The 23,907-nt window shown below is 51.9% G+C and carries 23 protein-coding genes; 9 read left to right on the plus strand and 14 right to left on the minus strand.

From position 1 onward, the window contains the following. Positions 1 to 12: 12 nt before the first annotated feature. The 4 genes from ACFPOF_RS23070 to ACFPOF_RS23085 form a co-directional block, all read right to left on the minus strand. Positions 13 to 2,037 (minus strand): hypothetical protein, encoded by a 2,025-nt coding sequence (locus ACFPOF_RS23070; protein ID WP_378137036.1) that lies wholly within the window; start codon positions 2,035 to 2,037, stop codon positions 13 to 15. Between the two features lie 103 nt (positions 2,038 to 2,140). Further along, positions 2,141 to 3,025 (minus strand): carbohydrate ABC transporter permease, encoded by an 885-nt coding sequence (locus ACFPOF_RS23075; protein WP_378137038.1) that lies wholly within the window; start codon positions 3,023 to 3,025, stop codon positions 2,141 to 2,143. Between the two features lie 25 nt (positions 3,026 to 3,050). Beyond that, the gene (locus tag ACFPOF_RS23080) at positions 3,051 to 3,947 is read right to left on the minus strand and encodes an ABC transporter permease (protein WP_378137040.1); all 897 of its coding nucleotides are present in this window, start codon (positions 3,945 to 3,947) and stop codon (positions 3,051 to 3,053) included. Between the two features lie 99 nt (positions 3,948 to 4,046). Beyond that, positions 4,047 to 5,765, minus strand: a complete 1,719-nt coding sequence (locus ACFPOF_RS23085; protein WP_378137042.1) for an extracellular solute-binding protein — start codon at positions 5,763 to 5,765, stop codon at positions 4,047 to 4,049. A gap of 188 nt (positions 5,766 to 5,953) precedes the next feature. Here ACFPOF_RS23085 and ACFPOF_RS23090 point away from each other — a divergent pair, with 188 nt between their 5' ends. Together ACFPOF_RS23090 and ACFPOF_RS23095 are read left to right on the plus strand one after the other, a co-directional pair. Next, the gene (locus ACFPOF_RS23090; RefSeq protein WP_378137044.1) at positions 5,954 to 7,717 is read left to right on the plus strand and encodes a sensor histidine kinase; all 1,764 of its coding nucleotides are present in this window, start codon (positions 5,954 to 5,956) and stop codon (positions 7,715 to 7,717) included. Continuing rightward, the gene (locus tag ACFPOF_RS23095; protein WP_378137046.1) at positions 7,705 to 9,366 is read left to right on the plus strand and encodes a response regulator; all 1,662 of its coding nucleotides are present in this window, start codon (positions 7,705 to 7,707) and stop codon (positions 9,364 to 9,366) included. Before ACFPOF_RS23090 ends, ACFPOF_RS23095 begins: the two co-directional genes overlap by 13 nt. Positions 9,367 to 9,613: 247 nt before the next feature. On the opposite strand, the gene ACFPOF_RS23100 is transcribed toward ACFPOF_RS23095, so the two are convergent. From ACFPOF_RS23100 to cyoE, 3 genes are all read right to left on the minus strand, one after another. Next, positions 9,614 to 10,492 carry an SMP-30/gluconolactonase/LRE family protein gene (locus ACFPOF_RS23100; RefSeq protein WP_378137048.1) on the minus strand — a complete coding sequence of 293 codons (879 nt, stop codon included), beginning with the start codon at positions 10,490 to 10,492 and terminating at the stop codon, positions 9,614 to 9,616. A 108-nt stretch (positions 10,493 to 10,600) separates the two neighbouring features. After that, positions 10,601 to 11,323 (minus strand): SCO family protein, encoded by a 723-nt coding sequence (locus ACFPOF_RS23105; RefSeq protein ID WP_378137049.1) that lies wholly within the window; start codon positions 11,321 to 11,323, stop codon positions 10,601 to 10,603. A 3-nt stretch (positions 11,324 to 11,326) separates the two neighbouring features. After that, complete coding sequence (gene cyoE, locus ACFPOF_RS23110; protein ID WP_378137051.1) at positions 11,327 to 12,193, minus strand: heme o synthase; 867 nt, start codon at positions 12,191 to 12,193, stop codon at positions 11,327 to 11,329. Positions 12,194 to 12,528: 335 nt separating this feature from the next. Here cyoE and gerQ point away from each other — a divergent pair, with 335 nt between their 5' ends. After that, positions 12,529 to 13,011 carry a spore coat protein GerQ gene (gene gerQ / locus ACFPOF_RS23115; protein WP_378137053.1) on the plus strand — a complete coding sequence of 161 codons (483 nt, stop codon included), beginning with the start codon at positions 12,529 to 12,531 and terminating at the stop codon, positions 13,009 to 13,011. 4 nt (positions 13,012 to 13,015) lie between these two features. Here gerQ and ACFPOF_RS23120 read toward each other — a convergent pair whose 3' ends face one another. After that, entirely contained in the window at positions 13,016 to 13,303 is a 288-nt protein-coding gene (locus ACFPOF_RS23120; RefSeq protein ID WP_378137054.1) for a hypothetical protein, read from the minus strand. 79 nt (positions 13,304 to 13,382) lie between these two features. Between ACFPOF_RS23120 and ACFPOF_RS23125 the strand changes: the two genes are divergently transcribed. Further along, positions 13,383 to 14,366 carry a metal-dependent hydrolase gene (locus tag ACFPOF_RS23125; RefSeq protein WP_378137056.1) on the plus strand — a complete coding sequence of 328 codons (984 nt, stop codon included), beginning with the start codon at positions 13,383 to 13,385 and terminating at the stop codon, positions 14,364 to 14,366. A 166-nt stretch (positions 14,367 to 14,532) separates the two neighbouring features. On the opposite strand, the gene ACFPOF_RS23130 is transcribed toward ACFPOF_RS23125, so the two are convergent. Continuing rightward, positions 14,533 to 14,739 (minus strand): small, acid-soluble spore protein, alpha/beta type, encoded by a 207-nt coding sequence (locus tag ACFPOF_RS23130; protein ID WP_378137058.1) that lies wholly within the window; start codon positions 14,737 to 14,739, stop codon positions 14,533 to 14,535. Positions 14,740 to 14,829: 90 nt separating this feature from the next. On the opposite strand from ACFPOF_RS23130, the gene ACFPOF_RS23135 reads away from it, so the two are divergent. Continuing rightward, positions 14,830 to 15,003 (plus strand): hypothetical protein, encoded by a 174-nt coding sequence (locus ACFPOF_RS23135; protein WP_378137060.1) that lies wholly within the window; start codon positions 14,830 to 14,832, stop codon positions 15,001 to 15,003. Here ACFPOF_RS23135 and trpS read toward each other — a convergent pair. Beyond that, complete coding sequence (gene trpS / locus ACFPOF_RS23140) at positions 15,000 to 15,998, minus strand: tryptophan--tRNA ligase (protein WP_378137062.1); 999 nt, start codon at positions 15,996 to 15,998, stop codon at positions 15,000 to 15,002. The genes ACFPOF_RS23135 and trpS overlap by 4 nt on opposite strands. Before the next feature lie 790 nt (positions 15,999 to 16,788). On the opposite strand from trpS, the gene ACFPOF_RS23145 reads away from it, so the two are divergent. After that, entirely contained in the window at positions 16,789 to 17,019 is a 231-nt protein-coding gene (locus ACFPOF_RS23145; RefSeq protein WP_378137131.1) for a small, acid-soluble spore protein, alpha/beta type, read from the plus strand. Positions 17,020 to 17,085: 66 nt separating this feature from the next. Here the strand turns inward: ACFPOF_RS23145 and ACFPOF_RS23150 are convergent, their stop codons facing one another. After that, positions 17,086 to 17,484 carry an O-methyltransferase gene (locus ACFPOF_RS23150; RefSeq protein ID WP_378137064.1) on the minus strand — a complete coding sequence of 133 codons (399 nt, stop codon included), beginning with the start codon at positions 17,482 to 17,484 and terminating at the stop codon, positions 17,086 to 17,088. A 208-nt stretch (positions 17,485 to 17,692) separates the two neighbouring features. Continuing rightward, a complete protein-coding gene (locus ACFPOF_RS23155) occupies positions 17,693 to 19,483 on the minus strand; it encodes a M3 family oligoendopeptidase (protein WP_378137066.1) in 1,791 nt (596 codons plus the stop codon). A gap of 81 nt (positions 19,484 to 19,564) precedes the next feature. On the opposite strand from ACFPOF_RS23155, the gene ACFPOF_RS23160 reads away from it, so the two are divergent. Beyond that, complete coding sequence (locus ACFPOF_RS23160) at positions 19,565 to 19,804, plus strand: hypothetical protein (protein ID WP_378137132.1); 240 nt, start codon at positions 19,565 to 19,567, stop codon at positions 19,802 to 19,804. A 1-nt stretch (position 19,805) separates the two neighbouring features. Here ACFPOF_RS23160 and ACFPOF_RS23165 read toward each other — a convergent pair whose 3' ends face one another. Both ACFPOF_RS23165 and ACFPOF_RS23170 read right to left on the minus strand, forming a co-directional pair. Beyond that, positions 19,806 to 20,507, minus strand: a complete 702-nt coding sequence (locus ACFPOF_RS23165) for a DUF2225 domain-containing protein (RefSeq protein WP_378137067.1) — start codon at positions 20,505 to 20,507, stop codon at positions 19,806 to 19,808. A gap of 13 nt (positions 20,508 to 20,520) precedes the next feature. After that, complete coding sequence (locus ACFPOF_RS23170; RefSeq protein ID WP_378137069.1) at positions 20,521 to 20,913, minus strand: globin domain-containing protein; 393 nt, start codon at positions 20,911 to 20,913, stop codon at positions 20,521 to 20,523. Positions 20,914 to 21,594: 681 nt separating this feature from the next. Between ACFPOF_RS23170 and ACFPOF_RS23175 the strand changes: the two genes are divergently transcribed. After that, positions 21,595 to 22,926 (plus strand): nucleoside recognition domain-containing protein, encoded by a 1,332-nt coding sequence (locus tag ACFPOF_RS23175; protein ID WP_378137071.1) that lies wholly within the window; start codon positions 21,595 to 21,597, stop codon positions 22,924 to 22,926. A gap of 90 nt (positions 22,927 to 23,016) precedes the next feature. Then, a complete protein-coding gene (locus ACFPOF_RS23180) occupies positions 23,017 to 23,808 on the plus strand; it encodes an NAD kinase (RefSeq protein WP_378137073.1) in 792 nt (263 codons plus the stop codon). Positions 23,809 to 23,907 lie beyond the last annotated feature (99 nt).

Here is a 23,907-nt window from a genome sequence, read left to right on the forward strand (position 1 = left end):
CTGTTCTTAGTGTTAATGTAGAAAAGTCAAGCGATATGTTTCGAACGATGCATGATCGGGCACGCTCTCTCCTTGCAAAATCAGACGAATGCCGCCATCCGGATGCGCAGCGACGATTGCATCGGCTTCCGTCCACAAACCCTCGCGAGAAAGTCGTTCCACCTTCGCAAGCTCCCGACTTGTCGGAATCCAGAGAGAAAGGGACGGGTATGTCTCCATACTGAAGTTAGTCAGTCCGAGCAGCGCCTCCGTATCATCCTCCCACCAGACGGGGTAAATATTGACCCCGAACTCCACCATCGCCGGGTATTCGCCATTCGTGAGATAAGACATGATCTGTTGATAAAGCCATTGCCGGCCTGTCTCCTTGAGCAGGTCGCCCGTATGAGCAACAACCGCCATCGGATAAGGTTCCTTCGTGACAACGACACCTGCAGATTGCCGTTCGCCGAGATTATCGTATATCTCCGACCATACCTCACCCCCTCCAACTGTCGAAATCGTATAGCCTTTATGCACCGGGATATAAAGCCAAGATACGACGTCCTTATTACGCAGCCATTCCGGCGCTTGAGAAGCAACGATACGCTCGACTGTAGTTCGATGCGACATATCCCCCTTCTCCACACGTATCTGGCTATTCGTCAAAATGCCCCGTTCGCATAGATGATAATAGGCTTCGGAAGTGACGATCGCTCCTTTTTCCAGCCAGCCGACGATCGTTGCCTCCGTATAAGCCATTGCTTCTTTCATCGTAATCAGCGTCGGTGTCTGGATGCCGGGCGCAACGGGGATCCCGATGCGAGTAAGCGCATGATTCATCTGCATGGAAGGCTCGTTGCGTAGATCCATGCCAGCTGTCACCTCCGGGTCGCTCGGGAATGGCAATGAAGCGCCTCTTCGCTTCTTGCCGGGCAACGTATCCGTGACAGCCTGCAAATAAGGCTTCAAAGGCCCCAACGTCCTCTGATAACTGCCGGAGTAATCGTGAAAACCGAGAAAGCCATCGTTGATGCTTAATGTTAGCAACGGACTAAAGCTGACAGTGAGCAAATACAATTCCAGGGATAGACCACGTGCGGACTTACCGCCAATTGTCCACGGGAATTGTTCGATTTCGGAACCAACCTGGCACGGCTCTGTGATCATGGCGGTCATCGCATCGAATGTCACGCAGCGGTCGAGAATGCCGGGCAGATGCTCGTCCGTATAACTTGCTCCGCCGATTCTGACATACGGCTGCGGATGATTGATCGTCTTGAGCGCCTTAATCTCTGCGTCCAAATGTCGACCATGGCGCTGCATCATTTCAATCGTATTAGTCATCAGCCCCATGTAGATATTCGGATTGACCGATTCGCAAGCTTCGCGGAGCGAGACAGCCAGCCCGACGAGAACATCCTCCTGGAACGCCCGCCAGTCGCGACGAAGCTGCAGTTCCGCAGCCGAGCAACTTTGCGGATCTTTTAGCAACGCTTCGTTAATCTCTTCTCGGCCGTATACAGTCCCCATTCGTGCGGCAAATGCCTCCATATGCCGATCGCAGAAGCAAAGGAAAGAACTTGTTACAGCGCGTCCAAACAAGCGGAAATCGTCGTCGATCCAAACCGCATCGACATCGAGCGAAGCAAACAGCGCGTACCCGTCTACGATATATTGCTTAAATTCCGGACATAACGGGCATGGGCAACCGCTTTCAATTCTCCCATTTCCATCGACCATGTCTGTAAATGTCTTGGCATGTTCGGCGGGCAACATATTGGCGTGGCCCATCGTCACGTAATAGTTGACCATCGGGCTCATCCCGGCTGCGCGAACTTCGGCGAACCGCTTGGCGAACAAGGGCAGCCGCTCGCGAAGGGTGCTTAAGTCGGGATGATTCGCTTCCAGATGCGTGCTGAATGCCATAACGGCATCTGCGCGAATGTTCTTGGCATAGGTCATGAAGTCATCCCATAACGCATCATCCTGCAAAATCGGAAATAATGGACGCAAAATATACTGTACTTTCTCCGGCTTCATGTTCTTATTACTCATGGTTGCCTTCCTTCCTCATCGTTTTCCTCATTGGGCGTGCACGTCGTCAATATACGCCATAACGGAAGCTTGCGATTTGACGCTGCACGCCCACAGATTTCGTTTATTCCTTAACGCTTCCAAGTACAATGCCCTTAATAAAATACCGCTGTAAAAATGGATAAACCATCAAGATCGGAAGTGCAGCAACGAAGATTTGTGCCGCCCGGCTCGTCCGGTTATTCACAAGCGCATGCAGTTCCGCATCCCTCGGCGTCAGATAGGCAGGATCCAGCTTGATAATAATGGTCTGCAGGAAGCTTTGGAGCGGATACTTGTCGGTGTGATTCGCGAGAATAAGACCATCGAACCAACTGTTCCAATGACCGACGATTGCGAACAGCAGCAACGTAGCGATCGACGGCATGGAGAGTGGTACGAAAATCCGCCACAGCACGGTGAATGGGCCAGCACCGTCCAGCTTGGCAGATTCTTCAAGCTCTTTGGGCAAGCCGCGGAAAAAGTTGAGCAGCACGATCACGTTAAAAATAGGAACGGCCGTTGGAACAACGAGCGCCCAGATCGTATCCAGCAGCCCCGTATCTCTAATCGTCATATACCACGGAATCAATCCGCCACTGAACAGCATCGTGAACACGAAGTACCAGGCATAAAGCGTTCTTCCCGGGAATTGGCTGTTCTCCTTCGATAGCGGGTAGGCAATCAGAATCGTCAACAGCATGTTGAGGGATGCGCCGATCACAACCCGTTGGATGGAAACCCAGAAAGCGACCAAATATTCTTTTTTCCCAAATACATTCTCATATGCGGCTGTTGTCCAATCGACAGGCCAGAATGTCACTTCTCCGGCGGTTACGGCTGAAGCGGAACTGAAGGACAGAGCCAGTATATGAACTAGAGGAAGGACACAAGTAATGCTCACGAGCAACAAAAAGCATGTATTAACAATGGAAAATAAACGGTAACCGCTTGATATTTTCACAGCCACTGCGTTCCCCCCTAACGATGCAGTTCTAGAAGATTCGATAATTCGCAAAACGATAAGCCAAGAAATAAGACAACGATATGAACACTAAGGAAACGACGGACTTAAACAAGCCAATTGCCGTAGCGATGCCGTACTGCGCTTTCTGGATGCCGATCCGGAACACATAGGTGTCTATAATATCACCGGTCTCGTAGACGGGGGTGCTGTACAAATTAAACACCTGATCGAAACCGGCGTTAAGTACGTTGCCAAGACTAAGCGTGCCCAGCAGCACAATGATCGGCAGCATGCCCGGCAATGTGATGTGCCATGTTTGACGCCAACGGTTTGCTCCATCTATCTCTGCGGCCTCGTACAACACCGGATTTATGCTCGTCAACGCAGCTAAATACACGATCGTACTGAAGCCGAATTCCTTCCATGTGTCGGAGAACACTAATGTAAAGCGAAACCAGCGATTATCGCCGAGAAAAAAAATCGGATCGATACCGAATAATCCCAAAAGCTTATTCACGATCCCCTGCGAGGGAGACAAAATATCGATCAAAATGCCACCCAGTATGATCCATGACAAAAAATGAGGCAAATAAACCAGCGTCTGAATCGTTCGTTTGAAAGCCGCTTTCCGAACTTCGTTAAGCAGGAGAGCGATCGTAATCGGCACGATTAATCCGGCCACAATCTTGAATAAGGCAATGATGATTGTATTGCGAATAATTTGCGATGTATCCGGGAGGGACATGACGAAATTGAAATTATCCATCCCGATCCAGGGCGATCCCCATATGCCTTTGGACGGCATGAATTTCTTGAATGCAATGATGAGGCCAGCCATCGGGCCGTAGCTATATACGAGCACTAGCAAAAAACCAGGCAGAATCATCAAATGAAGCGGCCAATATTTCCGTATTGCGGGTATCATTTCTCTGTCTCCTTTCCTCTGCAAGGACTGAAATCAGAAGGGCGAGAAGAATGTCTATCAGCATCTTCTCGCCCATCCCGATTGTCACTCTTTATTTCATTAATTCACTTTTGCATACCATTCGTTTACTTCTTCAGTGATCTTATCCCCGCCAAGCTTCTTCCATTCCGCAACGAACTTATCGAACTCATCGATGGAGGCGCTGCCGAGGACGATTCTCGTAAACGTTTCTTGTTCTTTCGTTTTTAACAGATCTCCCCGTTCGCCCATCGTTGGAGTTGCAGCGCCATAAAACTCGTTGAAGTGATAACGGTTCTGCTCAAAATACTCATTCATTCTAGTGAACGTCCCGTCCTTGCCTGCAATACCCATTTGATACCAGACGGTCGTGTCGCCCGCCTCGAATTGCTTAACTTGGTTATAGCGGTTCAACAGGTCTCCGCTCCATGCGATTTCCGAAGGGTCATTCGTCTGCAACGCTTTCGTGATCTTCTGCCCGCCTTGGAGATAAAGATCCTGAATGAAAACGGTAATAGGATTGACATCCCAAGAAGAAACTTTGCCAACATCCTTCAACGCTTTGCCGTTAGCGTAGACCGCATTCGGTTCTCCCTCTCCGGCTTTCCCACTGGTCAATACATCAACCCACTGATTAAGCAATTTGAAGATGGCATCCGGATTTTTGGCGTTTTTATTAATCACGTAATACTCGTTGACACCTGCCGATATTTGCGTCAGCGCAGGAGAGCCATCAATGGAAGGAATCGTATATACGCCCCAATCCTGCGTTACTTTCCCATCCTTTACGACCGCTTCTTGCAACGCGGCGCTATACCAGAACGCCCCATACAGCATACCCAAGCGATCATTTGCTACTTCCTCCAGCATTTTATCCGTGCGATTGACTGCCGCTTCAGGGTCTAGCTCGCCCGCTTTGTACATATCTTGTAGCTGCTTTAATGCCGTCTTCATTTCAGGTTGTATGCTGCCGTACACCAATTTGCCAGAGCTGTCTTTCACCCATTGGCTAGGATACGCATGGTAACCGTTTAGGAAACCCGAGAAGAATCCTGTCGCATCTTCCATAATGTCCTTCGTAAGTCCTAAACCGAATACTTTCCCTTTACCGCCCGAATCTCTCGTCGCGAACGCCTTGGAAATCGTCAACAAGTCCTGCATCGTCTTTGGCTCGGGCAAGTTCATTTCCTTCAGCCAATCTTTGCGCAACCAGACGAAGCCTGCGCCGTTAAAAGGACTGTTCGTTCTCGGAATGGCCATCAACTTTCCGCCGAAAGTAGCGGACTTCATTTGTTTGCCGCCGTCTGCGTTCAACAATTTTTTCGTCGCTTCGCTTGCATACTTCTCATACGCCTCCGATAAATCCATCACCATATCGGAATCGACCAACTGCGGTAAATCTTCAGCCGCTACCTTGAAGAAATCCGGAAGATCATTGGATGCGATGCTGATTTTAAGCTTGGAGTTGTACTCTTTTGCGTCCACGGCCCAGTTATTTTTGATTTTGATTCCAAAATCCTTCTCATAGGCATCGTATATTGCATTTTTGTCCATCGTTTCATCATCGTAAAGCATACTGGCAGCGTCAAAACCTCTGACTGTCGTTACCGTGACAGGCGGGTCGAATTTGCCGTTCGTATTGCCTGTCTCTTCAGGTGTTGAAGCCGATGCCGTCGATGTCGGTGCCGTTGTTCCTGAGTTCGTCGCCTGCTTGTCCCCATTGTTACTGCATGCCGCCATGACCGGCAGCAAGGCGAGCACGCAAGAAAGCGCGAGTTTCTTCGTTTTGCTGGAAACCATTTTATTTCCCCCTCGTGTCGTTGTTCATTCGCTTGCCTGACTTAACTATACAGTCGCGCCAATCGAGCAACTATAACCATTTCTAAACTTTTATATACGTTTGTATACGACTTCGAAATGATCATGCTTTCGTGTACACGTGATCATGCTATTATAAGTTCTATCCAGCAACGGCAGGAGGCGCCACCATGCGAAAGTCGATTTTCACCAAGCTTATCTTCGCCTTCTTAGGTATTTTGCTGCCATTTTACGCGATGACGCTGTATTTGAACGTAAAAGGCTCGCAAAGTATTCGCCGAGAAATCACGCATACGGTTAACAGTCGAGATGCCTTTTATATGCAAAATCTCGAGCAGGAAGTCAAACGACTATCCCAGCTCATGTACGAGCTTATCGTGGACAAAGATCCGATGCTCATCGGCGTGTCGGAAGATCTTCGGGCGACAGCGCTTCAGGATAAAGTGAAAACGCTACAGAAGCGATTGCAAATGGTTAAAGCATCGAGTATATACGTGAACAATCCGAAGATTTATTTTCCTCTTATGAACAGGACAATTACCCCGAGCGATGTAGCAGGTTATAACAAGGAAAAGGACCCTGATGAAGTAGAGCGGCTGTCCAGAAGCGTTGATCCAAGCCAAATTGTCCAATTGCAGGACGGCCGCTTGTTTTTGAGTTTGCGTTACCCGATAAGCACCGATTTCAAACGCCCTCCTTTGTTTGTTGTCATGCTTGAGCTTTCAGCCGATCAGTTCAAAGCCAGCTTACAAAATATCGTCAGTTCGCAGCAAGGCGATTTCCTGCTTGTCCATACGACAGAGAACTGGACGCTTTCCAATGCGGCCGATGAACAGCATATGGAGCAAATCAAATTATTGTCCGCCAAAAAAAGAAGTGAGAATGCGCTGTCCGAATCCGGCTCCGAGTCCGTCAAGCTAGGGAAAACAACATATTGGGAATCTTATGTCACATCCGCGCAGTTGAAGCTGTCTCTGTTTGTTTATATCCCGGAAGAGAAAGTGCTGGGCGATCTGCAGAGCTATGAGAAGTGGGTATGGGGTATCGTCGTCATGTCGGTTGCCGTCATTATTTTGCTCGCGTTAACGCTGTACAAAATGATGCACGGTCCTCTGCGCAAGCTTGTTTCCGCTTTTCGTAAGGTGGAGCAAGGCCGATTCGCCCCTGTTGCGGTCAAAGCGACGAGAGACGAGTTCAGCTATTTGTTTGCCGGCTTTAACCGCATGGTGTCCCGATTAAACGTCTTGATCCATGAAGTATACGAGAAAGAAATCAGCTCGCAAAGATCGGAGCTCAAACGACTGCAAGCGCAAATTAATCCACACTTCTTGTATAATTGCTTTTTTATAATGGGCGGCTTGATTACCGACAAAGAGTATAGCAAGGCGTACGGATTCGTTCATTACTTGCGCGATTATTACCGGTTCATCACGAAAAACGCTGAAGATTTGATTCCGTTGGCGGACGAAATGAAACATGCGCAGACGTACGTAGATATCCAAACGATTTGTTACGGGGAACGGATCGATGTGGAATGGGAACCGTTTCCCGAGCATTGGGGCAGCGTGCCCGTTCCCCGGCTGATCGTCCAGCCGATCATCGAGAACGCCTATAAATATGCGCTTGTCAATCATGCTGGACAAGCCGAATTATGGATTCACTACCACATCGAGGACGGTTGCTTGACTATTCTCATTGAGGACAACGGTAACGGCGTAGACGATGCGCGCATCGCCGCCTTGTCTGCCCAGCTCGAATCGACTGTGATCGGGCGGGATGAACCGACCGGATTAATTAACGTGCATCGCCGGTTGCAATTGATGTTCGGTCCAGACTCAGGCTTAACATTGTGCAGATCGCATTTGGGCGGTTTGTGCGCGATGATCAAGATCAGACATCAAGAAGATGCGGAGGAAACAGCATGTACCGAATGATTGTAGTGGACGATCTCCCGATTATTGTGAATCGCCTCGTAAGATTATTTGAAGAGCACGAGCATTTGGAGCTTGAATTATACAAAGCATATTCGGCCTATGAAGCAATCGATATTTTGAAGAAAACCAAGATCGATATCGTGCTGACCGATATTAAGATGCCGGGGATGGAAGGCATCGAGCTGCTGCGCGAAATTCGCCAATACTGGCCGAAATGCAAAGTCATTTTCTTGACGAGCCATGACGAATTTCATTATGCCAAAAGCGCCATTTCCGGCGGCGGCTTTGATTTTATTTTGAAGTTCGAGGACGACGATGTCATCATGAACGCCGTCTCCAAAGCCGTCTCGGCACTGGACGACGAGTATGCCGCCATGAAGCAGCTTCATGAAGCGCAAATGCAGAAGAGGCAGGCCATTCCGCTACTGAAAGAGCAGATTCTGCACCATTTGCTGTACGCCAAAGGGGATTCCCGCCACAGCCAGGAGCAGTTCCTTGAGCTAGGTATCCCGCTGCATGTCGGTCTGCCCATTCATCTCCTTATCGGCAGGGTGGACGATTGGGCTGCGATTACGGGGACGACCGACCGCAAGCTGCTGCTATATGCCGCACGGAATGTGACCGAAGAGTTGCTGAACGTATCGGTCGTCATGGCGTCGGTGACGGTGGACGAATCCCGGTTTGTTTGTCTTATCCAGCCGAAAGCGTGCGTAACGGCCAAATCACAGGAGGATTTGCCAGACGACATCTGGGAACGAACCGCTGCCTTCGTATTCGAGTCACTCCCATCGATACAGTCCGCTTGCCGCGACTTGCTTAAGCTGTCGTTTTCTTTTGCGCTTGGCCAAGAACCGGTCATGCTCGGTCAGCTTCCGGAGGCGTTCGAGCGTCTGCGCTCGCTATTCCTCGGGCAGTCCGGCTCCGGCAGAGAGCTTCGGCTATCGGATCGCAACGCAACCAATACAGACAGTCCCGTTGCCGCAGCCCGTCACAAAATGCAAAGCATTACGATTAAAAAAATCGAACTGCTCGGACGTTATTTGGACAATGGAACGAAGGCGGAATTCGATACGCAGTATGAGGAAATTATGGGCGATACTGCCCGGAGAGATGTCTCCAGCTTCTTGAAGCTGGAAGTTTATCATAGCCTTGCTTCCGTATTTTTGTCGCACTTTCGTCTCCATCCCCCGACCCCCGATCTCATGGCGAAGGTGGAACTCGGCAAGCTGACGCAAGCGAACCCCCAAGACTTGTCCTGGGGGGAGATCAAAGCTTTCTTTGCCGTAATGGCCTCGCACATATTCGGACATAAAGGAGAAACGAAAGAGCCGGGCAAAGATAACATTACGCTTTGGCTGAACGACTACATCGAGAATCATATTGCCGATGATTTGTCGCTGGCGCGATTGGCCGAAGTGGTTCATCTGAATCCGGTGTATTTGTCTCGCCTGTACATTCAGGCAACAGGTGTCGGCATCTCCGACTATGTGAACATGTGCCGGCTGGAGAAATCGAAAGATTTGCTCAAAAACACGCACTACAAAATTTATGAAATCGCCGGTATGGTCGGATACGATTCCGTGCTGAGCTTCATTCGTTTTTTCAAAAAACAGATGAACATGACGCCTCAGGAGTATCGCAACGTGTGACCTGAAGCGGCCGGGCTTCGCGGCCCGTCTCGCCGCTGCTGATATGTAGTAACATGATTCCAACTCCCGCTATTATAGAGATTATTCTATCCGTCAGAGCGCTGGCCATGTGCGATCTTCACCTCATGAAAAAAAGCACACCCCCTAGCGCGATTCCGCGCAAACTGGAGTGTGCTTCACTCATGAAATAATAACTTTTTATATTCAACTTCCTAATGACCGTACACTCATAGTAATGCTTATTATCCTAACCGAAAGAATAACTCCGGCTACCTGTGACGCCCGCCTGAGCGACAAACAGGCCGCCGCTATGAGGCTGCTGCTGCAGCGCTTCCCCTTCTATGTCTTGCCGTGCCGTCGTAATGAAGAGGGTGTCGGAATTCTCTCCCGCGAAAGCGCACGAAGTGACGTACTGACTAGGCACTTTAACCGTTGCAAGCTTCTCGCCGCTTGCCGGATTCCAGCGTGTGACGGCCCATCCGCCCCATTCGGCGACCCATAACATGCCTTCGCTGTCGATCGTCATCCCGTCAGGCAATATATCCGTCCCCTTGTAGGAGACCACAGTCCGCGGATTAGCAAGCATACCTGTTCCGAGATCATAATCATAGGAGACGACTTCTTGTGCCATGGAATCGATGTAGTACATGACCGTTCCATCCGCCGACCAGCTTATGCCATTGGAGCATGAAATGCCATCCAGCAGCTTACGCACGTTCAGATCATGATCCAGTACGTACAAAGCCCCCTCCGGCTGCTCGCGCGTGGACAACGTCCCGGCAACAAATCGACCGGCTGGGTCGCACTTGCCGTCGTTAAATCTCGTGTACGGCTGGTCATGCTCAGGGTCCGCGATGGTCGAATAAACATTTTGTTCCACATCCCAAATACCGATCCCTTCGCTACCGGCTACGATCAGGCCGCCCGACTTGCGCCACCCATAGCAACCTATCGTGACTGGCGTCATCATGCGCGTCGAACGGCCATCAACTGGCCAGTATTGATAAAAATGGTTAAGCTCGATGTCTACCCACGAAATGTACTGGCCCTCCTCGTTCCAGACAGGCCCCTCCCCTAACCGACAACTGCTGTCAATTACCAATTCCGCATTTATGATATGAGTCATCTTTCAGCGTTCCCCCTTGACGATATATGCAAAAACGCAGCCCATCCCGAAGCCGACTGCGGTCATGCGCTGCGTTTCTTTTCGTTTTTCGTGCTTCGTCATCAACCTTTACAGGAGACGTTTGATCAGCTTCGCCATGTCTTTCGGTTGTTTAGACGTTTTGCCATTCTCGTCCGGCTCGATATAATCGTTTGCCGAAATATAATCGCGGATATTGCCATCCTTGTCGATCAGTATGATCAAGTTCATGTGGCCGAAGTTGCCTTCGTTATCTTTCTCAACGAGGATATCGTACTTGTCCTTCGCCAATGCCGCCGTCGCTTGCTCATCGCCGCGCAGGAACTTCCACCCTGTCGTATCTGCGCCGAACCGATCCGCGTACTCCTTCAATTTGTCCGTCGTATCTTTCGTCGGATCGATCGTTACGGACAGGAATTCGACTTTGTTGCCGAATACCCCGTCTTCCTTGAGTACGTCCTGCACCTGCGACATAATCGCCGTCGTTGGCGGACATACGTCCGGACATGTTGCAAAGAAAAAGTACATCAGGCGAACTTTGCCGTTCGTGTTAGCCAGCGTTACCGTTTTCCCATCAGTGTCAGGATAGGAAAATTCCGCTGCAGCTTTGTTATATGGGAAATCAGCCGATTCCGGCTTGTTCTGTTGGGCGATGATGTAGTAGCCCATGACAAGACATAAAGCGAGCAACACGAGAGAGAAGCCGTAACGTTGCAACCACGTCTTCTGAGCCTTCACCGGTTCTACGACGACCGTGTCCGCCGAATCGTTGCTTGCAAGCTGTTCCTGTTCGTTACCGTTGTTTTCGCTCATCGATTACACTCCGTTCGTATCCAATATCATCGTCAGAAACATGATCATCAAATAGTTGATCGAGATCATAAAATCTGCTTTCGCCCAGCGATCATCGTCTTTCGCTCTCAGTCCTGTCATGGCGTGAGCGAACCAGACGACCGCTATGCCAACGGACAGGATCAGGAAGTAGATGCCCACGTAATTATACGTATACATCAAAATAGACGCTGGTATGAGCAGCAAAATATAAGGAAGCATTTGCCACTTTGTGCGGGTAACGCCCTTCACGACCGGCAGCAGCGGAAACCCTGCGGCCCGGTACTCTTCTTTGCGCCTGATGGCGAGCGACCAGAAATGCGCCGGCTGCCACAGGAACAACAGCGCAAATAATATCCATGCGCCCATATCCACTTCATTCGACACCGCGCAATATCCAATTACCGGAGGCATCGCCCCGGAAATTCCGCCGATCGATGTGCTCCATGTGGAGCTGCGCTTCAGCCACATCGTATAGATCACGACGTAGACGAACATGCCAAGCAGTCCAAGCCAACCGGACAGCACATTCACGAGAAGGAACAAGACAGCTAGTCCAACGATACCAAGCGTAATGCCGTATCCAAGAACGAACGTCGGCGTCATTCGCTTTTGCGGCAGTGCCCGTTCGCGGGTTCTGGCCATTTTCATATCGAGTTCGCGATCCAAATAATTATTGAAAACGCATGAGGAAGCCATCGTTAAAGCAGAACCGATAAGCATCCACAGCAGGTTCCAGCTCACGATCTGATCCCAATCCCATTTGGAAGCGACCCAATAACCGCCGAAAGCCGCGATGAGGTTCAAGCGTATGATGCGAGGCTTCGTTAAAGCCACCAGATCTTTAAGCACGGGAGTCCTCCTTCAGTTCTGCAGAAAAGGTGAGAAATTGCTCACTTTTGTTCAATGATACCCCATATCTTCAAGCATTGACAACGTTCGCCTTTAGGAGTTCATCAAATCGCCACCTGCTGTGAACAAGGTGCGAACGGGCGAGAGCCCTTCTTTTCGTCGCACATTAGTCACACATTCCATTTCGCCTAAATACACTGTAGTGCGACAAACGCCTACAAATCGTCGTTCGGAGCGGGGCGTCAACAGACCAGAAAGCGCACAATAAGGACTTCGGCTGGCAGCCGACCCCCGAGAACCGCTCGACTGTTTATTAATCTCAAGGAGGACTTCAAATGTACAACAAAATGCCTTGGCCGACCTACCCTCAAAATCAGGTGATGCCGGTACAGCAGCAAAATGCAATGATGCCTACACAATTGCCAGCCCAAATGCCCTCGCAAATGCCAATGCAAAACCCGGGGATGGTGCAAGGTGTCATGACATCTCCACCGCCGTTTGTAACGAACGGCATGCCGATTTCGCCGAGCGGTACGGTCATGCCAGCTCTGCCGACGGAGGAATCGTACGTCGAGAACATTTTGCGGATGAATCTCGGCAAAGTCGCGACGCTGTACATGACATATGAAAACAACTCCGAGTGGAACGCGAAAATTTTCAAAGGAGTGCTCGAAGCCGCCGGCCGCGACCATATTATTATCAGCGATCCGGTCACGGGCAAACGGTATTTGCTCCTCATGCTGAACCTCGACTACATCACGTTCGACGAGCCGCTGAACTACACGCTGCCGTTCGGAACCGGGGGCAGGGGCCGCTAAATAGCTAAAGATCAGCCGGGACGAACAACCAGATCCGAACGCCTTCCCGGTCCCCCTTCGCTAAGTTTTCCATCTCCCGCCAAGAACGCCCTTCCCGGCGTTCTTTTTCCATGTCGGCTGCTTCTGCCCTATCCCCGGGCCTCCTGATCTCAACGAAAACACCCGGTTGTCCGGCGTTTTCCAGCAATTCGACGCCCTCCCATCGCTCAGGCGCGGTTTTCACCCATTCGGCGAATGCCGCTCGATTCGCTTCCGGGATGACATATTCGCAAAATAACAGCAAACGCAGCACATCCTTCCCTTCATATTTAAAGCCGAAGACGACCATACTGAAACCAAATCTAATCTTTTGGCGAAGGAGGCTGCACCAATTGGATACCGGCACGCATTTCGTGTTCGGCTTAGGACTTGGCGGATTGGCCATGGTCGATCCCGTCATTGCGGACCCTACTTACGGTCCGGTCGCCGTGCTCATCGGAACGATCGCGGGCTCCAACGCGCCCGACCTGGACGGTCTGCTCCGATTCAAAAGCAATGCCGATTATATCAAAAATCATCGCGGCCTGTCCCATTCTTTTCCGGCAATCGTCGGTTGGGCCGCCCTCATTACCGCGCTCGTGTCGCTCGCCTTCAGAAGCATCCCCTGGTGGCATATCGGCATGTGGGTACTGCTCGCCGTCGTTGTGCACGTCGTCGTAGACTTGTTTAATTCGTACGGTACGCAAGCGTATCGTCCGGTCAGCAAGCAATGGGTCGCATGGAATATTATTCACATTTTCGACCCTTTTATTTTCGCCGCCCATCTCGTCGCCATTCTGCTCTGGATTTCAGGGTTTGCTGCGCCCCAAGCGATATTTCCCGTACTGTACGGCTTGCTCGCCTTGTATTATGGTTGGCGCACTCTCGTCCATAGACGTCTGTCGGATCGCATCCCTCGTCTAGATCCTGAACGAAAACCGGGCGACCGCTACACGCTTCTCCCGACTCTCTCTCATCATCGCTGGAACGTTGTCCGTACATCGAGCGACTGCACATACGGCATGGGGGAATGGGACAAAGGAAAGCTCAAATGGATCGACGTCATGAAATGCGACGATCATCCGGCCATAGAGGCGTCTAAACAACACAAAGACGTACAGGCTTTCCTCAGCGTTACGCCTTTCCCCTGCGGCCACGTGAAGCAACAGACGTGGGGATACGAAGTTCGCTGGGTCGACGTTCGTTACCGCTATCGCAAACAGTATCCATTCGTCTCTGTCGTACTTATGGATCTGAACATGAACCCGCTGCAATCGTATGTCGGTTGGCTGAGCGAAGATCGGCTGGAAAAAAGGCTTCGCATGAACACGTACTGAGCATATGATGCGATAAAAAGCGGGGAGACCTTCAACAGGGCTCCCCGCTTGACGTATTCGTTGCACACGCGCACAATAAGAAAAGTCCTGGGGCAAGTATGCTTTCTGTTCCTGCAAAGGGAAAAGCCCGAGGCAAGCCTCGGGCTTTCGGTGCGGGACTTAGTCCTTAGCGGCCACCGGAAAGTTGTTGCTCGGCCATTTGGACGAGCTTCTTCGTGATATAGCCACCGAGGGAGCCTGCATCCCGGGATGTTACGTTGCCGTAATATCCGTCAGCCGGGATTTGCACACCTAAAGATTGAGCAGCTTCCATTTTCATGCTTTGCAATGCGGCTTTGGCTTGCGGTACAACGAGTGAATTGCTTGACGCCATGAGTAAATTCTCCCTTCATCTAGATCAGTGGTTTGCAAGCTTGCCAACTTAGTATGCTAGATGTGAAAGAAAATATGCGAGGTGTAATCGATGAGTAAAATTTTGTCGCTCTTTTTTGCGATTTTGTCTATCGCGTTCCTGACAGCCGCTTCATTCTCGATCAGCCACAGCGGCTGGTTAACGTTGTTGTTCGCCGTCTTGTTCGTCGTTACGGCGGGCTCCGGCTTCGTCGTCAAAGCCCGCCTGCGGAGAAAAAACGGTTAACGGGCGCGTGGCAAGAAACCCATCGCTTCCTTCACGCTGCGCAGCGTCTCCTCCGCCACGACATTGGCGCGCTCTGCGCCTTCTTTCAGAATACGGTGAATTTCGCCGGACGATCTGACTTCTTGGTATTTGCGTTGCAGCGGTTCGAGCGCCTGCACAACGACTTCGGCTAAATCTTTCTTGAACGCGCCGTATCCTTGTCCATCATAAGCGGTCTGCACTTGTTCAACCGTCTGCCCCGAACATTGCGCGAAGATCGTCATCAAGTTGCTGACTTCCGGCTTGTTTTGCGGATCGAACTGGATTTCCCGTCCCAAGTCTGTCTTGGCGCGGGATATTTTTTTGCGAATGTCGTCCGGCGTGTCGAGCAACGTAATGAAACTGCCCGCATTCGGACTGCTTTTGCTCATCTTTTTCGTGCCGTCGTCAAGCGCCATAATTCTTGCACCGACTTTCGGGATGAACGGCTCAGGAACGACAAGCGTTTCACCGTACCGATAGTTGAAACGTCCCGCCAAATCGCGCGTCAGCTCCAGATGCTGCTTCTGGTCGTCGCCGACCGGCACCAGATTCGTTTTGTACAACAAGATGTCCGCCGCCATCAATGATGGATATACGAACAAGCCAGCGCCTACCGCTTCCTTCCCTTCCGACTTGTCCTTAAACTGCGTCATGCGCTCTAATTCGCCCATATACGCCATTGTCGTCAACAACCATCCGAGTTCCGCGTGAGCTGGCACATGGGATTGCATAAAGATCGCCGCTTTGGCAGGATCGAGGCCAGCGGCCACGAACAACGCGGCGACCGACTCGCTCTGTTCTCGCAATGCCGCAGGTTCCTGAGGAACCGTGATTGCGTGTAGATCGACTACCATATAGAAACATTCATGCTCATCTTGAAGAGCGACGAAGTTTTTCATAGCGCCGATGTAGTTGCCGAGTGTCAGCTTGCCGCTTGGTTGAATACCGGATAATACGCGTTGCCGTTGGGTCATGGGAATCAAGCTCCTTTTTTGGGGTTTCGAATTGTCGATATTTCAAAATGAACGCAAAAAAAGCCTCTCTCCGCAAGGGACGAGAAAGCCGTGGTGCCACCCTTATTCGCATCGCGTTGCCGCACAATTTCGGACTTATTCTCCGCGATGCCTTTAGTTCCGTTAACGGGGAACGACCGGAGAGCATAGGGCGTGGTGTGCGAAGTATTATCCGCATTCGTGACGCCGTTCCGCGCTCGGCTCAGAGGTCCATTCAGCAAGGCAGGCGTACCGGCTTCCAGCAATCTCCGGCTCTCTGTAAGCGCCCTGTCCCAGCGTACTTGTTCTCTTCATCGCCGATCAGTTTTGATCGAGTTGTTGTTAATCATTATACGCCCCGAGGTGATATTGTCAACATGGTTTCGCCTATGCTGGCATGGCACTCCCCCCTGAGCCCTGTTCGAGCGCGAATTGTTCGATTTTTTCGAGAAACTGCCCACTCCGGGCACCGTCCGAGCATGAACTGTTCGATTTTTTCGAGAAACTGCCCACTCCGGGCACCGTCCGAGCATGAACTGTTCGATTTTTTCGAACAACTGCCCCATCCGAGCACCCAGGAGCGCGAATTGTTCGATTTTTTCGAGCAACTGCCCCCTCCGAGCCCCGTTCGAGCGCGAAATGTTCGATTTTTTCGAACAACTGCCCCATCCGAGCACCGTCCGAGCACCGTTCAAGGTCGTCAATGGAATTGTTCCCACCAAATGCATAGCTCTCCCAAATAAGTCCATACTACGATCAAAGGAGGTGAGCGATAGTGGCATCGCGTTCACGAAGCAGCAATTCCCTCGTCGTTCCTCAAAGCGCTTATGCCTTGGAACAACTGAAGTTCGAAGTCGCGCAGGAACTCGGCATTCAATTGTCAGCTGACGGTTACTACGGCAACTTGTTGACCAAGGAAGCCGGTTCCATTGGGGGCCAGATTACCCGTCGGCTCGTACAAATGGCTGAGCAGCAATTAGCGGGCGAACGATCTTACCGTTAATTTCCCTCGCACTCACGCAGAAACGGCAGGCTCCAGGAGCCTGCCGTTTCTTTATGTACAATTCCGTTATTCGCTTGCCGCTTCCTTGCGATCTCTGATTTTCGGAGCGAGACGAAACATCATGTTCGCCATATTGTAATTCGATTCGAACTGAACGCTCAAAAAGACTTTTCCGTTCTTAAGCGCGAAATCGTAACTAATTTCCCCATGCGTCCAAATTTTCTTATGCTTCAGCGCTTCGACCGCCATCTTCCTAAGACTGAGTACGTGCGAAGAGGTCATGCCGGAATACTCTTGTGCGGAAGGGCCGCAATCGACCGGCAAATGCCTGACGCCGAACTTCCCAACCGTATCCTCGCGAATTTGCAGTACGATCGTACCTGCTGTCATCCCCTGCAACTCCGCTCCCATTTTTTCCAATGCAATATCCACTTGCCGAGCTAAAGAAACTTGAACAGATCCCATCATTCTCCTCCTTTTTACTTATGCCGCACTTCTTTTCAAGTTTTTTCCGTGCGACTTTAGGCTCATTATACTGGAAAATATTTAATATATCAATCATTTTGTCTATTTATGGGATATAAAGCGAAATCATGATGATTTTTGGTGATAAAAAAGCCGCTCACGGACATCCCGTGAGACGGCTTCGATCGTGCTTCGATCGTTTGTTGCTTCAAGATTCGATAAGTTGTGCGAAGGTTTCCGCGTCCGCTACTGCCCGGGCAACGGCATCGCGCCAGAAGGCTGGTTCGTCCAAAGCGACTCCCAAATGCCGCTTCGCCAACTCTTCAACGGTCATCGTGCCGGTATCGCGCAGAAGATTGTCGTAGCGTTCGCTGAACGACGCCCCCTCCCGCTCTGCTACGGCGACAAGACCGGTGCTGAACAAATATCCGAATGTATACGGGAAATTGTAGAACGGCACTTCCGTCAAGTAGAAATGCAGCTTGGCTGCCCAGAAATGGGGATGCCATTCTCCCAGCGCCCCGTCATACGCTTCCTTCTGCGCTACGACCATTAGCTCGTTTAGCCGTTCCGCGTCCAGCATACCGGACGTACGAGCCGCGTAGAACCGCGTCTCGAACAAAAACCGCGCGCGGATGTTCATGCAAAATGCGACCGCCCTCTGCAGCCGTTCATCAAGGAGGGCCAGCTTCTCTTCCTTGCTCTTCGCCCGGCGCAGCAGCGCATCGCTGACAAGCGCTTCGGCGAATGTCGAAGCCGTCTCCGCGACATTCATCGCGTAGTCTTGCGCAAGCGGCGGCATCTCTTTCACCATTGCGTCGTGATACGCGTGACCTAGCTCATGAGCAAGCGTAGAAACGTTGCCCGGCGTACCTGAGTAGGTCATGAAAATCCGGCTCGCCTTGCTGAGAGGGAAATGCGTGCAGAAGCCGCCGGGTCTCTTGCCTGGACGATCCTCGGCTTCGATCCAGTGATCCTCAAACGCAGTGCGTGCAAGATCGACCATATTCGGCGAAAATTGCGAGAACGCGTCCTTGATTACCTCTGCCGCTTCAGCATAAGGAATTTTCGCCTGACTCGTCGCGATCGGAGCATCGATATCGTGCCAGCTCAACTTTTCCTTGCCGAGCAGCTTCGCTTTCAGACTTAAATATTTCTTCAAGGGCTCGATGCCGATATCGACAACAGCGCCCCACATGGCGTCCAGTGTCGCTTGGCTCATCCGGTTCATGCGCAGCGGATCGCGAAGCGGATCATCCCAGCCTCTCATGCCGTACAGTTTTAACCGGAAACCTGCCAGTCTGTTTAAGGAGTCGGAGGCGAGGTCGGCTTGTTCGGCCCAAGCTGCTTCCCACTTGGCGGACATCGCGGATCGAACGTCTGGATTCGGATCATCCAGTTTGTTCGCTGCTTGGCTGACCGACAAGTTTTTCGTTTCCCCGTTTTCTTCCCAAGGAATCGATATTCGGCCGACAACCGTGTTGTAATGTTCTCCCCAGCCATGATAGCCGTCTACCGCAAGCTCACTGGCGACCGCTTCAAGCGCGGGTGGAAGCTTTTCCTTCGCGCCGTTCCGCCTTTCGCTGAGCAAGTACTGCAGTTCCGCCGGCACTTCCTCGCGCGTCCACCGCTCCCATGCTTCGTCGGACACTTCACCGAGCTTGGCATCGTACAAGTCGCCTGCTTGTTTCAGCTTCGCCGACAACGTCTGCACGCGCTCCGACCAAGCGACCGCTTTTTTGTCCGACATGTCCTGAGAAGCGGTGCAAGAGACGAATGCGTCGGCTTCTCTTAACCGTGCCTGCGATAATTGCAGCTTCTCGGTCCATTCCGACAGCTTGGCCCCTTCCGGTGCGCCATCTCCCGCCTCACGCAGATCGGCGAGCAGAGATGCCGCCATCGCGTCAGTCTCATCGACGAATGCCGAGTACTCTGTAGACGAAGAGCCCCCCGGAAACAGCGAATCGAGATTCCATTTTAGCGAATATGTTTCATTCATTCCGTACCACTCCGTTCCATTGCGCTAAAGTCGTGCCTTGATGTATGTTATGTTTATCCGAAAGGGGACATGATTTTGTCTATGCTGCCACTCCGCAACTGCTTGCCGTACGATATCGTCATGAACGATGTCTTCGCGCAAGAATGCCCATTCTGTCAAAGCTCCCACGTGCTGCTACCGTTAAAGCCGGAAGACGTCTCCAGCCTGTCCGGCGGACGTCGCAAAATATTGCTTGTCTTCCCTTGCTGCCATGGCAGCGTACGGGTGATTGACTCCGATAGCGACTACTTGCTGGCAGACCGTCCAGTCAGGGGAAAATAACTCACGCCCCGTCCTGCCGCATTTCTACCGGAAGTTCCATGCCTTGTCCGGTCATTTCTTCGCGAATCGCTTGCCACTGCTCTCTGGAAGCTCGGATCATCGCCGCATCGACGATATTTTTGTCGTGAATAACCCGGCCGAACCAACGTACCGCCTCCGAGAACAATCCAAGCCGCTTATGCAGCTCTCCGATCAAATACATCAATCGAGCATTGCTGATCGCATCCCGCTCCGTCTCGTACACTTTTACGTATGCGTCCTTAGCGAACTCGATAAACCGGATTTCCTGATCGTGCTTGCCTTCGTAACGGTACAGCCAAGCAATATGGTGCAAGAGCGACGCGATGACGCGTTCCCGCTCGCCGATCGCTTGCGCCGTCAGGAGTGCAAACTTGTAGCATTCCAGCGCGGTCCCCAGCGTTCGTTCGCCGCCATAATCGCGGAACTGCCATTGCTTGCCGATTTTCTCGTAGAAGGCCGTCCTCATCTTTTCGTTCAGCCGCACCGCTGAATGTTCGGTTGAAGCAAAGCCGCACGTCGGACACACTCTAACGACGTAAAAGTCCGGATTGATCGACTTGAAATAGGAGCAAAAGTCGGTATCCGTTCGGATCGCTTTTTTCAAGCTTGGCCTAACTCTTGAAGTTTGAAAGCTGCCTTCGCAGCAAATGCAATCGATCTTGATCTGGAACAACGGCTCCACGACAAGCCTCCTATCAGCTAGAAGAGTCAGACTCTGTGTTGACGAAATGAAACGCGGGGCCGGACAATCGCTCGATCGCGAACTTGCGAACGGATTCAGGCGCCGGCGTCTCCGCCAGTGCTCGCGCCATGCAGTCAAGCCAAGCCTCCGCTCTCTCGGGCGTAATCGGGAACGGCATATGGCGCGCCCGCATCATAGGATGTCCGTACTGATCGGAATAGAGCGACGGACCGCCCATGAATTGAGTCAGAAACAAATACTGCTTTTCCATTACAGGCCTAATATCTTCCGGGAATAACGGTGCCAACAGCGGATGCTGCTGCACTTTCGGGTAAAATTTCTCGACCAAATCCCGGATGCCGTCTGCGCCGCCAAGTGCTTCGTAAAGCGTATCGTAGTTAGGCACGTGAACCTCCTAAGGGAAACATATGTAGGTAAATCATCCTGTTTTGCGCCTAAAGGTGAAAAAGGACTATGCCGATTATACCACACGAGCTCCCCTCGAAAATAATAAAACCGAACGAAACGCCCATTTCAGAGCTTAGTTTCGTCCAGTCCTTATTGTTCATCGTCTTTACACACAAAAATCGCCCCGCAGGGCGATTGGAGCGAACTGAGAATTTTACATTTCCTCTTCCGGCGTTGTCAGCGATTCGCGAATGACATATACGAAAGCGCATACAATTAATCCTGCAACGATACCCGCCATCTGTCATCCCTCCAGCCAATCATTTACCTTCTTAGTCTATGCTGTACGATAAGCAACCTTGCTTATCTAGTTCTATTGTAACATAAACTTCCGGCCATATCACTACAATTTTGAAAGCGGTTGCATAAAAATGGGCACATGCGGAGGATGAAAGTTTGTCCCGTTCCGCACATATAGTGGGACATAAGGCATTCAAATGCTAGGGCGTGTCTGCAAACCCACTCAGGGGGCATCTTTCACCGCCTTTTCGCCCCCTGCTTCGTTCCGTTTGCTTGACGTACCTCCGGTACGCCTTCACAAACGCGCCTTGCATGAAACGAAAATTCGGCAACATCTGCTCCCATCGGAGTATGCAGACACGCCCTAGGAGGAAAAACATTGGCGATTACGCAGCCTACCCCACGCTCCAATTCCCGCCGCCGCTCGTTGCTAGCCGGATCGGTCGCGCTTGGCGGTTTCTCTTTGTTTATCGGCGCGCTCGCGCTCGCGTTCCCGCAAATTGCGTTAGACGCATCGCTGCGTGGCGTCGTCGTCTGGTGGGACGTGCTGTTCCCAGCTTTGTTCCCGTTTTTCGTGCTGTCGGAGCTTATGCTCGGCTTCGGCATCGTCCATATGGCGGGCATGCTGCTCGATCCGCTTATGCGCCCGCTCTTCCGACTGCCGGGCGTCGGCGGATTTATCGTCGCTATGGGCTTCGCCTCCGGTTACCCGGTCGGCGCCAAGCTAACCTCGAGACTTATGGAACAGAAACTCGTCAATCGGGACGAAGGAGAACGGCTCGTTGCGATGACGACGACTTCCGACCCCATCTTCCTGATGGGCGCAGTTTGCATCGGTTTCTTCGGTTCGTTGCAGCCTGCGCCGGCGATTGCCGCAGCGCATTACGGAGGTGCCCTGCTGCTCGGTATTCTCGCGCGGTTTCGCCGCTCACGGGGTGCCAACGCGGAAACAACGCCGTTGCAGCCCATAACGGAACAAGGTGGCGTTCCCGAGCCAGTTGCTTCGGCACCGAAAGGGGGGCGTATTCGGGCCGCTATCGCCGCAATGCACGAAGCCCGCCTTGCGGACGGACGGCCTTTCGGCGTATTGCTGCAACAATCACTCGTCTCGTCCCTCGGACTGATGATGATCGTCGGCGGACTGGTCGTATTTTTCTCCGCCGTGCTTGATTTGCTCGTGAACAGCGGGCTTCTTTTGTTGTTACGGGATTCGACAGGGCAATTGCTCAAGCTTGTAGGCCTTTATCCGAATCTGGCTCCCGCCTTCGTAAACGGGCTGTTCGAAGTGACGCTCGGGGCGAAAGCCGCGGCTTCCGATCAGGCCATTCCGCTTGTGCATCGCGCCGCTGTCGCCGCCTTCGTGCTGTCGTGGGCCGGCTTGTCCGTTCACGCCCAAGTGGCTGGCCTCATGAGCCGAACCGGATGGCGTTACGGCTCTTTCGCGCGCACTCGTCTCGCCCATGGCGTTCTCTCCATGCTGCTCGTCTACATCGTGTGGCCGCTCTTTCCTGCGGGATCTGAAGCTTCTACCACCCTCGCCGGGGGCGAAAAAGCTTACGTTGCTGGAGGCGGCATCACCGCATGGCACTCTCCGCTTCTATCGTTAGGCTGGATAGGCGTTACGTTTATCGGAACTCTGATTGTCGTTATCGTCGCAGGAGCCGTGACGTCAGTGGCGGCGGCGCTTCGCCGAACCCGCAAAGATGCCTAAAGTAGGGGGCATTGCGGAAACGAGGATTGAATTCGCCTCCGTTATTGTTTATGATCGTATCATCTACGCTTGTCGGAAGGAGTTTCCGAATTGAAATATGCATTGCTGGACCGGGGGGACCAGTTATCCCACGAATTGGCCGAGCAGTTCCGTTCCCTAGCGTACGCCAAAGGATTAGAGATGGACGAAACGTCGCCGGATATCGTCGTCTCCATCGGTGGGGATGGCACGTTGCTTCAGGCGTTTCATCGGTTCAAGAGCCAAGTGAACCGCGTGTCTTTCATCGGCGTGCATACCGGGCACCTTGGCTTTTATGCGGACTGGCAGAAGGGGGAAATCCCCGAGCTGGTCGAGATGATGGCGAACTCCAAGCCTACCCTGATCGAATACCCGCTCCTGCAAGTCGTCATAACGACGGCTGAAGGTTCGACGGAGTATTTGGCACTCAACGAATTTTCGCTCAAAAGCGTAGACGGCACATTCGTCGCCGCGATTCATATTAACGATGTCCCCTTCGAAACGTTCCGAGGAGACGGCATCGTCATTTCAACACCTTCTGGAAGTACAGGCTACAACAAAAGTCTGGGGGGCGCTGTCATCCATCCTTCCCTGGAAGCCTTGCAGATCGCGGAAATGGCTTCGATCAACAACAGGGTGTATCGGACGCTCGGTTCGCCCGTCATCTTGCCTAAGCACCATCATTGCGACATTCTCCCGGACCCGGAGGACGAGCTGGCCATTGGCATTGACCATCTCGTCATGCAGATGAACGGAGTAACTTCGATCATGTGCAAAGTGGCGGATAACAAAATCTCTTTCGCAAGACACCGCCCGTTCCCGTTCTGGAGTCGCGTGCGTGAAGCGTTCATCGGCTCATCTTGAGTAGAGTAGAGAACTGAAATTTCATTGGGGGGGCGGAAGCCCTCCTTCTACTTTTTCAGCTCCCCCTTCATCAAACCGGACGTGAGGTTTTCCCTCATC

Source organism: Cohnella soli, from assembly GCF_042655525.1.
Taxonomy (GTDB): Bacteria; Bacillota; Bacilli; order Paenibacillales; family Paenibacillaceae; genus Cohnella; species Cohnella soli.